Origin of the sequence: Gluconobacter oxydans DSM 3504, assembly GCF_000583855.1 — a bacterium.
Lineage (GTDB): Bacteria > Pseudomonadota > Alphaproteobacteria > Acetobacterales > Acetobacteraceae > Gluconobacter > Gluconobacter oxydans.
Window position 1 is genome coordinate 1,780,837 of the sequence record NZ_CP004373.1, and the last position, 14,543, is coordinate 1,795,379.

Genomic DNA, 14,543 nt, shown 5'->3' on the forward strand with positions numbered 1-14,543 from the left:
CAGACGGGCGCGGATGGCAAGCCGTCTTTGCTGTGAATGTCGGGGACATGATGAGGTGGGAGGGCTTCTGTTGCCCGGTGCCCTCCCGAACCGCGCTTATCGCTTATGCAGCGACAGCGAGCACCTCTGAGTTATCGTTGGCACTTGTAAGTTTAGCCCGATGACGGTGGTACAATGCCGGGCAAAAGATAAGTCTTTACCATGCGTGTCGAGCCTGTTTCGTCCCCACAGACCCCTTTTGCGAGGGGTTGTTTTTGGTGGAGACGCCGGGCACTGCCCCCGGGTCCACAACACTTATTTCACTTACCGTTTATCGCCATAGCCGGGGACGAACCCCTTGCATTGCTGAACATAGGAGTGCGCGTGTCCCGTCGCAAGGGAAAAGCGGGCTGGAAAAAAAATAAGCCGCAGGAATCGTGTCAACCGGATTCATGCGGATGACGCCGGGCAAAAGCCCATGCTAAAGCCGCCGCCATGGCACTGACATCCGAACAGCGCGCTGAAATCGAAGCGCAACGCAGCGAACCCCAGCTGACCTCCCGTCCGACCGTGGCGGCGATGGAAAACCTGCTTTTCACACCTTTCGAGGTGCTGGATCATGGCTTCCTGCGCGTTGTCGACTATATGGGCGATGATGGTGCGGTCGTTCAGGCGGCGCGGGTGTCCTATGGCCGCGGGACGAAGAAGGTGTCCGAGGATGCGGGGCTGATCCGTTATCTGATGCGTCATCGTCATTCGACGCCCTTCGAGATGTGCGAGATCAAGTTCCATGTGAAGCTGCCCGTGTTCGTGGCGCGTCAGTGGATCCGTCATCGCATGGCGAGCGTGAATGAGTATTCCGCGCGCTATTCCATTCTGGACCGCGAGTTCTATCTGCCGGCGATGGACCAGGTCGCCGCACAGAGCAGTTCGAACCGGCAGGGGCGGAGTGACGCCCTGGATGCCGATACGGCCCATCAGGTTCTGAAGATCCTGCGTCGGGATGCCAGCCAGTGCTATGATGACTACGAAAGCCTTCTGAATCCGGAAGGCACGGGTCTGGCGCGTGAACTCGCGCGGATCAACCTGACCCTGAACACCTATACGCAGTGGTACTGGAAGATCGATCTGCATAATCTGATGCACTTCCTTGCCCTGCGGGCCGATCCGCACGCGCAGTACGAAATCCGCGTCTATGCGGAAAAGATGATCGAGATTCTCAAGGCGTGGGTTCCGGCAACGGCAGCGGCCTTCGAGGAATATCGTCTCGGAGCTTTCACGCTTTCTGCCGGTATGCTGAAGGTGGTGCGCCGCCGTCTGGCTGGTGAAACGGTCACGCAGGAAAATTCCGGCCTGACCAAGCGCGAGTGGTCGGAAATGGTGGCGGTTCTGGATGGCGCATCCTGATCCCGCTCCGGGACCTGCCGGAAACGATCTCGAACGCCTGATGCTCGCCGCAAGAGAAGCACAGGCGGCCAATCCAGTCGAAGATGTATCAGAAAGAGCGCCAAATCTATTTCTATGGACGGCAATAGCTATTGCTCTTGTTCTGGCTTCTCTGGCCATTCATTTTTTCTGGCCTGCGTCGTAAAATATTCATGACTGTAAACGTCAGGTAAAAGCAGATTTTCTTGTCTGTTTTTATTTGCGTGGGTTTTTTGAAAGATTCAGGCCGAATTCGTGTGACTCTCATCACATCGGCTGCGGATTTTTTTACGAACAGAGTTATCCACAGGCTTGGAGTCTCTCTTTGAGGTGGTTCGATTCGGGCTGATTCTCGGGGCTCTGTTTCTAAGCCTCTGATTTGGTTTGATAATTTTATCTACGAATCGTGGGTGCAATCCGATTCTCAGCACAAAGCTGTCAAGAGGATTCTGGGAATACCCACATTCCACCCTCTGCGATTACGATACTTGTGCATTACTGATTTTCAGGGGGTGTTTCTGGAGTCCATGGCCCTGGAGAGGCTGGAGTTTCAGCCTGCAAGTCCCGGTTTGAACAACATTTTCCAGTCGCCCGGGGTATTGGCCGCTTTTTGGAAAAAGCTGGTGCCGGGTGAGGGATTTGAACCCCCGGCCTTCGGTTTACAAAACCGCTGCACTACCACTGTGCTAACCCGGCATCAGCAGTGCGGCTTTTTCCATGCCGGGGCGTATCAGGTCAAGCTTCGGAGAACGATTCTCTGGGCCTGCGCAGGATTTTAGTGCGGGATGGGCGTCATCAGGTCAGCGGGTGGCGGCAGATGCTGAGAGTCTTGCGTGAAGCCGTAACCATCGGAAGACAGGCCACGATGCGTGACCGTCTGGGAGCAGGCCCCCAGTGTCAGGCAGGCGCCGATGAGAAGAAGACGGATCATGACCGTTCTTTCGTGCTGTGTTCTGAAGACAGGGAGCGGGCCACAGCCTGCGCGAGCCTCGTATAGGCCTGTGCGGCTTCGCTCTGTGGGGCGGAAAGGATAATCGGGGTTCCCTCATCGCCACTCGCCCGGATATCGGCCAGCAGCGGGATTTCCGCCAGGAACGGGACCCCCATTTTCTCGGCTTCGGCCTTGGCCCCCCCATGCCCGAACAGTTCCGTACGGTGGTTGCAGTTCGGGCAGCAGAAATAGGACATGTTTTCGACAACGCCGAGGATCGGGGTTTCCATCCGCTCGAACATGGCCACGCCGCGCCGTGCATCCAGCAGCGCGATATCCTGAGGTGTGGACACGATGACCGCCCCACCGGCAGCAAGCTTGGGGCCGAGCTTCTGGGCCAGGGTCAGCTGGGCGTCTCCGGTGCCGGGCGGCATGTCGATCACGAGGACGTCCAGTTCGCCCCATTCGACTTCACCCAGAAACTGCGTCAGGGCGCCCATGACCATCGGGCCGCGCCAGATCATGGCCTGGTTCTCGTCCACCAGATAGCCGATGGACATGCTTTTCAGGCCCCACGCTTCGATCGGCAGGATCGTTCCGTCCACGACTTCCGGGCGGGCGTTGCGTCCCAGCATGCGGGGCAGGGACGGGCCATAGATGTCTGCGTCGAGAAGGCCGGTTTTCAGGCCCTGCTGGGCCAGCCCGACCGCGAGGTTGACGGCCGTGGTGGACTTGCCGACGCCGCCCTTGCCCGATGCGACCGCAATGACGGCCTTGACGCCGGGCAGCAGCGTTTCAGGCGCATGCCGGCTCGCGGCATTGCGGCGTTTGTCGCCTAGATTGAAAGGGCGGTGGCCGCCGCCCAGAGCCGGGGCATTGGCAGCGGCTGGCGTTGCGGGACGATGGGACGTGAAGGACAGCGTGGCGCCTGTGATGCCCGGCAGGCTCGCAATCGCGGCTTCGACGCGCGGCCGCAGTGGCTCCACGCGCGAGGCGTTGTCTCGCGACGTCGCCAGCGAGACATGGGCATGACCGTTGCGGACCGACACACTCTCCAGAGCGGCAAAGGATAGGACGTTCGAGCCCTGGGCGTCCTGCTCGCTTTTCAGGATGTCTGTAATGCGGGTCTCGGCGCTGGGAAGATTGGTCTCGGAGGAGCCGGGCGGCATGTCGTTGGGGGGCGTGGTGTCAGTCATGCCGGGCTCTCATCAGGGGAATATCGTATCGGAAAGGACTCTGACCCTAGCATGACCGGGCCGAAAACGCATCCTGAACGGCGGGATGGTGACGAAGGACCACGTTCTGCGTTAGCGTGCAGGTATGAAAAACCTGCTCGCCCGTTCCGGCGCCCGTCGTGCTGCCTGTCTTGCTGTTTCCGGTCTGGCCCTGTCCCTTGCGGGGGGCTGGAACGTGAGCCCTGCCTTTGCCCAGAGCGCGCCGCCGACCTCAAGCCAGCCGTCTTCGGTGCCGACCCCCGCGCCGCGTTCCGTGCCGTCGAGCTTCGCGGATCTGGCGAACAGGCTGCTTCCCTCGGTCGTGAACGTCTCGACATCCGCGGTTCTCAAGCCGTCAAAGAATGACGACAAGGGCCCGGATTCCAGCGATCCGGACGGCCCCCAGGTGCCTCCTTTCCAGCCGGGCTCCCCGCTGGAAAAGTTCTTCCATGATTACCTGAAGCACAAACCGGCCCCGAACCAGCCGCCGCGCCGGCAGCAGGCTCTGGGCTCGGGCTTCATCATCGATGCGTCCGGTATCATCGTGACGAACAACCACGTCATCGAAGGGGCGGATCAGGTCAGCGTGACGCTTCAGGACGGGACGGAAATGCCGGCGCGGATCGTGGGGCGCGACAGTCAGGTCGATCTGGCTGTGCTCGAGGTCAAGCCGAAGCATCCGCTCCCGACTGTTCCGCTCGGGCAGAGCGACAAGGCGCGGATCGGGGACTGGGTTCTGGCGATCGGCAATCCGTTCGGCCTGAACGGAACCGTGACGGCGGGCATCATTTCCTCGCGTGGACGAAACGTCGAACACGGGCTGTATGACGATTACATCCAGACGGACGCGGCCATCAATCGCGGCAATTCTGGTGGTCCGCTGTTCAACCTGTCCGGCGAAGTCATCGGCATCAACACACTGATTTATGGTGGTGCGGGCGGCGATTCCATTGGCATCGGCTTTGCCATTCCGGCTGATGATGCGCGCGGGATTATCGACCAGCTGCGTCGTACGGGGCATGTCTCCCGTGGCTGGATGGGGCTGAAGTTCCAGGATGTGACGAACGACATCGCCGAGACGCTCGATTTCCACAAGCCGGACGGTTCCAACGGCAAGGGGACGCTGATTTCGGAAATCGATCCGAAAGGCCCTGCTGCGAAGGCCGGTCTTGAGGTTGGCGACATCATCACCCGCGTGGGCGATCAGGACGTGACCGGCCAGACCATGCCGCGCATCATCGCGTCCATCCTGCCCGGTGCGAAGGCGCAGCTGACGGTCTGGCACAAGGGTGCGCTCAAGACGCTGCCGATTACGCTGGGACAGTCGCCCACGCCGCCGGACATGCCGCCTTCAGACACGCATCAGCCCGAACATCGTCATGCGGCACTGGGCGAGCTGGGCGTGACGGTGAGTTCGATCGATGCGGATGCCCGCACGCAGTATGCCCTGACCGACGATCAGCGCGGCGTTCTCGTCTCGCGTGTCGAGGCCGGAAGCCCCGCCGCGTCTCGCGGGATTGCGGAAGGGAATGTCATCACGCAGGTCGGCCAGGACCAGATCAACACGCCGGATGATTTCGCCAAGGCCGTGCAGCGTCTGCATGAGCGCAAGAAGACGGAAGTGCTGCTGCTGGTTCAGGACGATGACGGACTGCGCTGGGTGCCGGTGCCCTTCCTCGGGAACTGACGTCGTTTCTCTGCGCTGAAAGCTGCCATGAACCTTCTGACACGTCTGAGCCGGAAATGGCTGTCCGTGCCGCCCCGACACAGCAGATGGCGCGAAGTGATGCGCCCCGCGACGCGCCAGACCATCCGCGTTCTGGTGTCGGTCGTGGTGGCCTGGATCATGGGTTCGCTCATGCATCTGCAGGAGACGATCTGGGCGCTCGTGACAGCGCTGATCGTCACGCAGTCCAGCATCAGCCAGACCATGACGACGGCCCGGGACCAGATCAGCGGCACGCTGATCGGGGCGCTGGCAGGTGTATGCGCGGTCGTGCTGGAGATCACGACGGGACTGCGCTGGATCCCGTTCTGGATCATGCTGGCCCCGCTGGTGTTTCTGAGCGCCATCCAGCCGACGCTGCGTTTTGCCTGCATTACGCTGATGATCGTGTATCTTTTCCCGAGCCAGGGCAGCCCCTTCCTGCCCATGATCACGCGGCTTCTGGCCATCGTGGTGGGCGTTGCGGTTTCGATCGTGGTGTCGTTCTTCATCCTGCACAGCAGCGCGCGCAAACAGGCCTTCCATACGGCCGCGCGCCTGTTGCGTCGCATGGACCAGCTTCTCAAGAGCGCGCTCGACCAGAATACGGGCTGGGCGGCGATCGAGCGCCAGAATGACGATTGCGTGGCTCTGCTGACGGAACTGGAAGACGCCGTGACCGAGGCACGGCGCGAGCGCTGGAAGGAACTGGAAAAGCGCGATCCGGTTCTGGCGTCACTTCCCAGACTGATGCGGCGGCTTCTGAACGACACGATGCTGGTGGCACGCGCCATTGCAACGGGGCGTGCGGCAGGGAACACAGGTCTGCTGCCCCTCTACAAGGGGCTGAGTCACGCGCTGCGGGCGCTGGCACATAGTTGTGAAGAGCAGTTGCGCGCAAAGCGGAACCAGCACGAACAGCAGTCCGAAGACGAGGAAATCCTCGACCTCCTGCCACGGCTGGAAGAACAGACCCGTCCGGAGATGCGCTTTGTGATGTCCCTGTTCCGCGAGGATCTCGAACGGGCCGTCGGGGTGGTCATGCGCTCCGATGCGAGCGCCGCAAAAGGCCTCTGAACAGGCCGCCCCCCAGATGGCAGCCAGGGGGGCGGAATGGCTCCTGTTGAAACCGTCATTCGGTTTTTACGTTGTTCCGGGGCTATGATGGCACATGCCCGGCCTTGTCGGTCCCCGTCAGCGACCGGCCCGAAACCACGGAGAATTCCATGATTACGCGCGAAACCCTCAAGTCTCTTCCTGCCAATGTCCAGGCTCCCCCCTATGACATCGACGGGATCAAGCCGGGGATCGTGCATTTCGGCGTGGGTAACTTCTTCCGGGCCCATGAGGCGTTCTACGTCGAGCAGATCCTTGAGCATGCGCCGGACTGGGCGATTGTTGGTGTTGGCCTGACGGGCAGTGACCGCTCGAAGAAAAAGGCTGAGGAATTCAAGGCTCAGGATTGCCTGTATTCCCTGACCGAGACGGCCCCGTCCGGCAAGAGTACGGTGCGTGTCATGGGCGCATTGCGTGACTACCTGCTCGCCCCGGCCGATCCGGAAGCCGTGCTGAAGCATCTCGTTGATCCGGCCATTCGTATTGTCTCCATGACCATCACGGAAGGCGGCTACAACATCAACGAGACGACCGGTGCGTTCGATCTGGAGAATGCGGCAGTAAAGGCCGATCTCCAGAACCCGGAAAAGCCGTCCACTGTCTTCGGTTACGTCGTCGAGGCCCTGCGCCGTCGGCGGGACGCGGGGAGCAAGGCGTTTACGGTCATGTCCTGCGATAACCTGCGTCATAACGGCAATGTCGCCCGCAAGGCCTTCCTCGGCTATGCGAAGGCGCGCGATCCGGAACTGGCGAAGTGGATTGAGGAAAACGCGACCTTCCCGAACGGCATGGTCGATCGCATCACCCCGACCGTCTCGGCGGAAATCGCAAAGAAGCTGAATGCGGCCAGCGGGCTGGACGATGATCTGCCGCTGGTGGCCGAGGATTTCCATCAGTGGGTGCTGGAAGACCAGTTTGCCAATGGCCGTCCCCCGCTGGAAAAGGCAGGCGTGCAGTTCGTCAATGACGTGACGGACTGGGAACACGTCAAGATCCGGATGCTCAATGCCGGTCACATCACACTCTGCTTCCCGGGTATTCTTGTCGGATACGAGAATGTGGATGACGCGATCGAGGACAAGGATCTGCGCGGCAACCTTGAGAACTACCTCAACAAGGACGTCATCCCGACCCTGAAGGCACCGCCGGGCATGACGCTTGAGGGTTACCGGGACAGCGTCATCAGCCGCTTTTCGAACAAGGCCATGTCCGACCAGACGCTGCGGATCGCGAGTGACGGCTGCTCCAAGATCCAGGTGTTCTGGACGGAAACCGTGCGCCGGGCCATCGAAGGCAAGCGCGACCTGTCGCGGATTGCGTTCGGGATTGCATCCTATCTCGAGATGCTCCGCGGTCGTGACGAGAAGGGCGGGACGTATGAATCGTCCGAGCCGACTTATGGCGAGGCCCAGAAGAAGCTGGCCAAGGCCGACGATTTTGAAAGTGCTCTCAAGCTGCCGGCGTTCGACGGCTGGCGCGATCTGGACACGTCCGAGCTGGACCAGAAGGTCATCGCTCTGCGCAAGGTTATCCGCGAGAAAGGTGTGAAGGCCGCCATCCCGGCCTGATCCTCTTCTTCAGGGTATAAAAAAACCGCGCTCCGTGAGGGGCGCGGTTTTTTTTGTGGAGAGATTTTTTGGGGTCAGATCTGTCCCATCAGGACAAGGATCACGACGATGACCACGATCAGGCCGAGGCCGCCGGAAGGGTAGTAGCCCCATTTCGAACTGTACGGCCATGACGGCAGCGCACCGATCAGCAGGAGGATCAGGATTACAAGCAGAATCAGTCCCATGGCACGTCTCTCTTGCCGGTTGAGACTGGTCTACGCTTCCGGGTGACTGAAAGTTTCCGCAGGATTGCGAAAGATCAAAGCTGCCGGTCGCGCTTGATGCGGTCCCAGGCGGCATTGATGCGGGCCACCCGGTCCTGAGCACGCCGGCGCTCTGCTTCCGACATGGGCTTCTGCGCCAAGACGTCCGGATGGTGCTCGCGGATGAGGGTGCGCCAGCGCACGCGGATTTCCGTATCGGTTGCGCTGCGGGTGATGCCGAGAATGCGATAGGCGTCCGGCTCGTTCCCGCTGGCGGCGCGGCTGTTGCCGCTTTCCGCCCGGTCCCACGCACCTGGCGGCAGGCCGAATGCCCGGTGCACGCGCTGCAGGAAATCGATTTCCTTCGGGTGAAGTTCGCGGCTGGGGCCGGCATCGGCACGGGCGATGCGGAACAGCGCCGTCATGAGGTTCTCAAGGGGCGCCGTGTTATCGGCATAGGCCTTGCCCATTTCGCGGGCATACATCTCGAAATCGTCCGTCCGGTCGCGGGCGCGATCGAACAGCATGCCGACTTCCTTGACGTTATCGGGCGGGAACTGGAAGCAGGTCTTGAAAGCGTTGATTTCGTGCCGGTTCACCGGTCCGTCGATCTTCGCCAGCTTCGCGCACAGGGCGACAAGCCCGATGGCGTAAAGCTGATCGCGCTTGCCCAGCGCCGCAGCGATCTTGGCGGCGCCGAAAAAGGCCGCACTGTTGGGATCGGGACGGCCATTCGCGGGAAAACGCTCGCTCCACCCGCCCGTCGAGGGCTTGAGTAGCGAACCGTTATCGGCCGCATGCCCCAGCGCTGCGCCCATCAGTGCTCCGAAAGGACCACCAACCGCGAAGCCCGCGACACCACCGAACATCTTGCCCCAGATAGCCATGGCATCAATCTAGCACGCCCGCTCACAGCGGCAAATGACAGATCGCAGGCAGGGGGGCTCCGGATAGGCCAACCGTCCGGACCCGCGGTGTGGTATAAGGTGGGAATTACGAACTTATCGCCGTCTCATGCTTTTGAGACGCAGGTTCTTCTGCTCGTTTCATGACGGATATTTTCATGCCCACCCCGATTCAGACTGCCCCTTCGACCCCTTTCCGCTCTGATGACGAACTGATGGATCTTCTGATCCAGCGTCTGCCCGAGCGGCTGCAGAAAGTGCTGAACTGGCTGCGGGAGCCGGATCACAAATGGGTCCGGATTCCGGCGGGCGTGCTGTTCATGCTGGGCGGCGTTCTGTCCATCCTGCCAGTTCTGGGTCTGTGGATGCTGCCGGTCGGCGTGATGCTGCTTTCGCAGGACATTCCGCTCTTCCGCCGCCTTCAGGGCCGCGTCCTGCGCTGGATCGAACGCAAACATCCGGACTGGCTGGGCCTCCCGTCGGACAGCGCCGGGAGCTAACCGGTCGTCTGAATGCTTTTCTGAAGATGCATCAGCGCTGCAACCCGCAGGGCCGAGGCCAGCGGGCGTTCAGGTGGTCGCGCGGCATCGAGAGAGGCGACCAGAGACGCAAAGCTCTGCTGGCGGACTGCCGCCATCGCATCCAGTACCGTCCAGAATTCGGGTTCCAGAGCCACGGATGTCCGGTGTCCTGACAGAGACAGGCTGCGTTTGACGAGATCACTCATGCCGGTTGCTCCTCAAGGCGGCTCAAAGCCCATTGCGCGGTTTCGGAAACATCAGGGTCCGGATCACTCAGCAGATCCCGCGCAGAAGATACGAGCGACGGATCGGCGGAGTTGCCGATCGCGATCAGGACATTGCGCACGAAGCGGTTGCGTCCGATCCGCTTGACCGGAGAGCCGGAAAAGAATGTCCGGAACGTCGCATCATCCAATCGGACCAGCTCGTCGAGTTTTGGCGCGATCAGCTCCGGCCGGGCCTGAAGCTTGATGTGCCGCGCGCTTTCCGCAAAGTGGTTCCAGGGACAGACGGCCAGGCAGTCATCGCAGCCATAAATGTGATTGCCGATTTTTGGCCGCAGCTCATGCGGGATCGGGCCTTTATGCTCGATCGTCAGATACGAGATGCATCGCCGCGCATCCATCTTTCCCGGGCCGGTGAAGGCCTCTGTCGGGCAGGCGGTCAGGCAGCGCGTGCAGGAGCCGCAGCTTCCGCCCGTGGGCTCGGACGGCTCCAGCTCCAGCGTGGTGTAGATCTCGCCCAGCAGCAGCCATGACCCATGCTCACGCGAGACGAGACAGGTGTGCTTTCCCGTCCAGCCAAGATGCGCTTTTTCCGCCAGTGCACGTTCCGAGACGGGGGCTGTATCAACGAAAACCTTCACCTGCGTCTCCGGGCCGCCCAGCTTCACGACGAACTGCGCCAGATGCTTGAGCATGCCCTTGATGACGTCGTGATAGTCCCGGTTGCGGGCATAGACGGAAATATTGCCGCATTCGGGATCGGTCGTCGGTCCTTCGGCAGGGGCATAGGACAGACCGAGCGAAATCACACTCCGGACTTCGGGCCACAGAGCCTGCGGATGGGCACGTTCCTCGATCCGCGTTTCCATCCACTCCATCGTGCCATGATGACCCTGCGCGACGAACTCCCGCAGGTTCCGAGCCACGTCCGGCCCGAGTTCCGCCTTGCAGAACCCGACCGCATCGAAACCCAGATGACGGGCATGCGCCGCAATCCGGGCTTCAGGCCCTGTATCGGGTTTCGGGGAAGCAGGCATGGAAGGGACAGGTCTCGCCGGTGAACGGGGAGCCGTTATGCCATCAGGGAGGCAGACGGACCAGCTTTTCTGCTGTTCGGAACGGCTGAGGCAGACAGGATTTGTCACGATCTGAAAATGGCTTGCCACGTCGGGGACGGGGCGGCATCGTCGCGCCATGCGACATCCTTTCTTTCGTATTCTGCCTGCCGTTTTTCTGGGTATGACTTCTGCTCTGACGATGATTCCGGCTGTACATGCAGCTCCGCAGTCTGTTGCACAGGTTTATGACCGCATCCGGAACGATCCGGTCCGGCTGAACATGTTTCTCCGTGCCTTTCCGAAAGGGGCGGACCTGCACAACCATCTGGTTGGTGCGGTCTACGCCGAAAACATGCTGAACTGGGCCGCGCGCGATGGTCTGTGTGTGTCGCTGAAGGAGAAACGCATCCTCGACCATGCCTGCACGCATCCGGGAGAGGGTGAGCTTCCTGCCGCCGAACTGTCGCATCACGCGGAATCGGAAAATGTCCTGATCGATGCGCTGTCCATGCGGGACTTCGTGCCCGCTCCCGGCGATGCCTCCGGGCATGACCATTTCTTCGCGACATTCTCCCGCTTTGGTTCCATCGATGATGCGCATTCGGGCGACATGCTGGCTGAAGCGCGGGACCGGGCGGCCCGCGACCATGTAACCTATCTGGAGCTGATGATTTCGCCCGGGATTGGCGGGATGATTGGCGCCGGGTTTCATCATCCGCTGAAAGATGATGATCTGCCCGCCGCACATCAGGCGCTCGCCCCCGAAATCCCGGCCCTCGTGCAGAAAGCCCGGGCTGCGACGGACCAGATGGAAGCGCAGGCTCGGGATGTTCTGAAATGCGGAACTCCGCAGGCCCACCCGGGATGCGCCGCGACGGTGCGCTATCTTTTCCAGACCCTGCGCACATTACCGCCGCAGGCGGTCTATGCGCAGCTTGATGCCGGCTATGCGACTGTGAAAGCCGATCCGCGGTTTGTCGGGCTGAACATTGTGGCCCCTGAAGACGATCCAACGGCCATGCGCGATTATGACCTGCACATGCGGATGTTCCATTTCCTGAACGGCGTTTATCCGGGCGTGAAGCTGAGCCTGCATGCCGGTGAGCTGACAACCGGTCTCGTCCCCACGGACGGTCTGCGACACCACATACGAGCAGCCATTGACGTGGCAGGAGCCAGCCGGATCGGGCATGGCGTGGACGTAGCACTTGAGGACGATCCAGCGTCACTTCTGGCTGAAATGGCGCGACGTCATGTGATGGTGGAAGTCAACCTGACCAGCAATGACGAGATCCTTGGCATCAAAGGCGCGGCTCATCCGTTCCCGCTCTATCGCCGGGCTGGCGTGCCCGTCGCGCTGTCCACGGACGACGAGGGCGTCTCACGTGGCGACCTGACGCAGGAATATGTCCGCGCGGCCCAGACCTATGATCTGTCCTATGCCGATCTGAAAACCCTGTCCCGCACCGGACTGGAATATGCCTTCGTGCCGGGCGAAAGCCTGTGGGCCGATCATCAGCCGGGGTTGTTCGTGTCCGCCTGCCGGACGTTGCCCGTCATATCCGCTTCCTGCACGACTTTCCTGAAATCCAGCGAGAAAGCCCGTCTGCAATGGGCGCTCGAACAGCGGTTCGGCACGTTTGAAGCCACTGTCACACATGAGGGACTCTACCAGTGAAATCTGTCTCAACCGTTTTCGGGGCCGCGCTCCTGTCCCTCTGTGCCCTTGGTTCGGCCTCGGCTCATGCGCCGATCCCCGTGCGTGTTGTTGTCGTCACAACCTTCGAGATCGGCAAGGATACGGGAGACACGGCGGGCGAATACCAGAACTGGATCGAAAAACTGCCGCTGCAGAAGACGATTCCGGCACCCGGCACCGATCATGACGTGATGCATTACAATCCGGACCTGCATGTTCTGGGGATCGCAAGCGGCGAGGGGCCGGAGCACATGGCATCCGCCATCACCGCCCTCGTGCTCGACCCGCGTTTTGATCTGCGGCACGCCTATTTCGTGCTGGCGGGGATTGGCGGGATCGATCCGAATTTCGGGACTATCGGCTCGGCCGTCTGGGCGCCGCGCGTCATTAATGGCGGTCTGTCCCATCTGATCGATCCGCGCGAAATCCCTGCGTCCTGGCCGGATGGGTTCACGCCCGTGCAGGGCAGCACGCCGGATGAAAAACCTCGTCCCGCCTTGCATTCCGGCATGGGGGACATGGAATACACGCTCGATCCGGCGCTGGTGCAGTGGGCTTATGGGCTGACGAAGGATATCACCCTGCCGGATAATGACGGTCTGAAGGCGTCGCGGCTGCGCTATACCGGTTTTGCCGCAGCCCAGAAGCCGCCTTCCGTCCAGCTTGGTGACACGATTTCTGGCGAGACCTTCTGGGTTGGTGCGAAAATGAACCAGTGGGCCGAGCGCTGGGTAAAATATTGGACGGACGGGCAGGGTGTGATGGCAACGACTGCCGAAGAGGACGTCGCGTTCTGTCAGGCTCTGGCGCTTCAGGGGAAGGCGGGGCGCGTTGATCCGAAGCGCGCGCTGATTCTGCGGACGGCCAGCAATTTCGACATGCAGCCCCCGGGACAGAGCGCCGCGCAGCTTCTGTCGGACGAAGCGCATGAGACTGGTTTCTCCGGATTTCAGGCCTCGGTTGATGCCGCCTATACAGTGGGCAGTGTGGTCGTGAAGGAACTGGCGACGCACTGGGACCGGTATGAAAAGGCGCTGCCGACGGCCCGGTAAACACGATGGTGTTCAGTCATGGTCAGGGTCGATCTTCCTGACTTCATGAACACCATCAATCGCGCCCAGTCCTGTAATGAGATGGGAGACGGGCCGCTTGCCATGGACCAGCATGGTGAGCGTCACAAGGCGCGGACGCGAAGCCGCTGGGGCTGTTCCTTCGCGATCCGCTTCGTCCAGAAGCTGTTCAGTGCTCCGGTTATCTTCTTCGAGGCGTACGCCATCAATGGCAAAGCGCAGTTCTGTGCAGCTCACCAGAATGGTCCGGAGCAGACCGCGGCTGTCTTCATAGGAAATCGTCAGCTCGGTTGACTGTTCTCCCGAGCGGGGAAGCTGTTTCAGCAGTTTTGGAAACAGCACCATGACGATGAAATGGGCAACTGTCGTGGCAATGGCGAGAATGGGCAGTCCTGCACCGCAGGCCATTCCCAGAGCCGCCGTGAACCAGATGGCCGCGGCCGTTGTCAGGCCCCGCACGGCATCGCGGCGCATGAAAATCACGCCGCCCCCGATGAAGCCGATCCCCGAGACGATCTGCGCGGCCACGCGGGAAGGATCCAGCACGATCCGCCCGGCATCAATGACGTCCATGAAGCCGTATTTGGAAATCAGCATGAACAAGGCGGCGGAAACACCGACCAGCGTATGCGTCCGCAGGCCAGCACTCTTCTGCCGGATTTCACGTTCCAGCCCTACAAGGGAGGATAGAACGAATGCGAGCGCCAGCTCTTCAAGCTGAAGCCTCCCTTCGCCCACCAGTCCCTGAGCCGTCAGCGTGATGAGATTGTGCATGCCGTGTCTGCTCCTTCTGCGAGGTTAACGCAGAGCGGCATGGGAATGTTGTGACAGTTTGTCGGGATCAGGCCGTAGTGCGGAGCTTGATGTGTCGTATTGCAGGGCT

At 61.1% G+C, this 14,543-nt stretch carries 14 protein-coding genes, 1 tRNA gene and 1 other RNA gene; 7 read left to right on the forward strand and 9 right to left on the reverse strand.

Annotated elements, in window-relative coordinates:
* Positions 1–56: 56 nt before the first annotated feature.
* Positions 57–381: a transfer-messenger RNA gene (gene ssrA / locus GLS_RS13145) on the reverse strand.
* Positions 382–474: 93 nt separating this feature from the next.
* On the opposite strand from ssrA, the gene thyX reads away from it, so the two are divergent.
* Entirely contained in the window at positions 475–1,386 is a 912-nt protein-coding gene (gene thyX / locus GLS_RS07795; protein ID WP_041111798.1) for an FAD-dependent thymidylate synthase, read from the forward strand.
* Between the two features lie 639 nt (positions 1,387–2,025).
* On the opposite strand, the gene GLS_RS07800 is transcribed toward thyX, so the two are convergent.
* From GLS_RS07800 to GLS_RS07805, 3 genes are all read right to left on the reverse strand, one after another.
* Positions 2,026–2,100, reverse strand: a tRNA-Thr gene (locus GLS_RS07800).
* A 79-nt stretch (positions 2,101–2,179) separates the two neighbouring features.
* Positions 2,180–2,335, reverse strand: a complete 156-nt coding sequence (locus GLS_RS13430; protein WP_169795779.1) for a hypothetical protein — start codon at positions 2,333–2,335, stop codon at positions 2,180–2,182.
* On the reverse strand, positions 2,332–3,531 hold the full coding sequence (locus GLS_RS07805; protein ID WP_052327530.1) for an Mrp/NBP35 family ATP-binding protein: 1,200 nt from the start codon (positions 3,529–3,531) through the stop codon (positions 2,332–2,334). Before GLS_RS07805 ends, GLS_RS13430 begins: the two co-directional genes overlap by 4 nt.
* Positions 3,532–3,655: 124 nt before the next feature.
* Between GLS_RS07805 and GLS_RS07810 the strand changes: the two genes are divergently transcribed.
* From GLS_RS07810 to GLS_RS07820, 3 genes are all read left to right on the forward strand, one after another.
* Positions 3,656–5,236, forward strand: coding sequence for a Do family serine endopeptidase (locus tag GLS_RS07810; RefSeq protein ID WP_041111799.1), 1,581 nt, complete (start codon positions 3,656–3,658; stop codon positions 5,234–5,236).
* A gap of 27 nt (positions 5,237–5,263) precedes the next feature.
* Entirely contained in the window at positions 5,264–6,331 is a 1,068-nt protein-coding gene (locus GLS_RS07815) for an FUSC family protein (RefSeq protein ID WP_041111800.1), read from the forward strand.
* Positions 6,332–6,480: 149 nt separating this feature from the next.
* Positions 6,481–7,938: a mannitol dehydrogenase family protein gene (locus tag GLS_RS07820; protein ID WP_041112780.1), complete on the forward strand. Its 1,458-nt coding sequence runs from the start codon at positions 6,481–6,483 to the stop codon at positions 7,936–7,938.
* 74 nt (positions 7,939–8,012) lie between these two features.
* On the opposite strand, the gene GLS_RS13150 is transcribed toward GLS_RS07820, so the two are convergent.
* Both GLS_RS13150 and GLS_RS07825 read right to left on the reverse strand, forming a co-directional pair.
* Positions 8,013–8,165 (reverse strand): DUF3309 family protein, encoded by a 153-nt coding sequence (locus GLS_RS13150; protein WP_080504750.1) that lies wholly within the window; start codon positions 8,163–8,165, stop codon positions 8,013–8,015.
* Positions 8,166–8,239: 74 nt separating this feature from the next.
* Positions 8,240–9,070 carry a TerB family tellurite resistance protein gene (locus GLS_RS07825; protein ID WP_041111801.1) on the reverse strand — a complete coding sequence of 277 codons (831 nt, stop codon included), beginning with the start codon at positions 9,068–9,070 and terminating at the stop codon, positions 8,240–8,242.
* A gap of 233 nt (positions 9,071–9,303) precedes the next feature.
* Here GLS_RS07825 and GLS_RS07830 point away from each other — a divergent pair, with 233 nt between their 5' ends.
* A complete protein-coding gene (locus tag GLS_RS07830) occupies positions 9,304–9,588 on the forward strand; it encodes a hypothetical protein (protein WP_405002437.1) in 285 nt (94 codons plus the stop codon).
* Here the strand turns inward: GLS_RS07830 and GLS_RS07835 are convergent.
* Both GLS_RS07835 and queG read right to left on the reverse strand, forming a co-directional pair.
* A complete protein-coding gene (locus GLS_RS07835) occupies positions 9,585–9,815 on the reverse strand; it encodes a ribbon-helix-helix domain-containing protein (protein ID WP_041111802.1) in 231 nt (76 codons plus the stop codon). The two genes, GLS_RS07830 and GLS_RS07835, sit on opposite strands and share 4 nt — an antisense overlap.
* The gene (queG, locus tag GLS_RS07840; RefSeq protein WP_041112782.1) at positions 9,812–10,870 is read right to left on the reverse strand and encodes a tRNA epoxyqueuosine(34) reductase QueG; all 1,059 of its coding nucleotides are present in this window, start codon (positions 10,868–10,870) and stop codon (positions 9,812–9,814) included. The genes GLS_RS07835 and queG overlap by 4 nt, the downstream gene beginning before the upstream one ends.
* Before the next feature lie 157 nt (positions 10,871–11,027).
* Between queG and GLS_RS07845 the strand changes: the two genes are divergently transcribed.
* Positions 11,028–12,569, forward strand: coding sequence for an adenosine deaminase family protein (locus GLS_RS07845; RefSeq protein WP_041111803.1), 1,542 nt, complete (start codon positions 11,028–11,030; stop codon positions 12,567–12,569).
* A complete protein-coding gene (locus GLS_RS07850; protein WP_041111804.1) occupies positions 12,566–13,642 on the forward strand; it encodes a purine nucleoside permease in 1,077 nt (358 codons plus the stop codon). The genes GLS_RS07845 and GLS_RS07850 overlap by 4 nt, the downstream gene beginning before the upstream one ends.
* A 12-nt stretch (positions 13,643–13,654) precedes the next feature.
* On the opposite strand, the gene GLS_RS07855 is transcribed toward GLS_RS07850, so the two are convergent.
* The gene (locus tag GLS_RS07855; RefSeq protein WP_041111805.1) at positions 13,655–14,434 is read right to left on the reverse strand and encodes an MgtC/SapB family protein; all 780 of its coding nucleotides are present in this window, start codon (positions 14,432–14,434) and stop codon (positions 13,655–13,657) included.
* Between the last annotated feature and the right edge of the window lie 109 nt (positions 14,435–14,543).

Coding starts and splice junctions, on each gene's coding strand:
- GLS_RS07810 (WP_041111799.1), top strand. CDS start 3,656: ATGAAAAACCTGCTCGCCCGTTCCGGCGCCCGTCGTGCTGCCTGTCTT.
- GLS_RS07830 (WP_405002437.1), top strand. CDS start 9,304: ATGGATCTTCTGATCCAGCGTCTGCCCGAGCGGCTGCAGAAAGTGCTG.
- GLS_RS07825 (WP_041111801.1), bottom strand. CDS start 9,070: ATGGCTATCTGGGGCAAGATGTTCGGTGGTGTCGCGGGCTTCGCGGTT.
- GLS_RS13150 (WP_080504750.1), bottom strand. CDS start 8,165: ATGGGACTGATTCTGCTTGTAATCCTGATCCTCCTGCTGATCGGTGCG.
- GLS_RS07855 (WP_041111805.1), bottom strand. CDS start 14,434: ATGCACAATCTCATCACGCTGACGGCTCAGGGACTGGTGGGCGAAGGG.
- queG (WP_041112782.1), bottom strand. CDS start 10,870: ATGCCTGCTTCCCCGAAACCCGATACAGGGCCTGAAGCCCGGATTGCG.
- GLS_RS07835 (WP_041111802.1), bottom strand. CDS start 9,815: ATGAGTGATCTCGTCAAACGCAGCCTGTCTCTGTCAGGACACCGGACA.
- GLS_RS07815 (WP_041111800.1), top strand. CDS start 5,264: ATGAACCTTCTGACACGTCTGAGCCGGAAATGGCTGTCCGTGCCGCCC.
- GLS_RS07820 (WP_041112780.1), top strand. CDS start 6,481: ATGATTACGCGCGAAACCCTCAAGTCTCTTCCTGCCAATGTCCAGGCT.
- GLS_RS13430 (WP_169795779.1), bottom strand. CDS start 2,335: ATGATCCGTCTTCTTCTCATCGGCGCCTGCCTGACACTGGGGGCCTGC.
- thyX (WP_041111798.1), top strand. CDS start 475: ATGGCACTGACATCCGAACAGCGCGCTGAAATCGAAGCGCAACGCAGC.
- GLS_RS07845 (WP_041111803.1), top strand. CDS start 11,028: ATGCGACATCCTTTCTTTCGTATTCTGCCTGCCGTTTTTCTGGGTATG.
- GLS_RS07805 (WP_052327530.1), bottom strand. CDS start 3,531: ATGACTGACACCACGCCCCCCAACGACATGCCGCCCGGCTCCTCCGAG.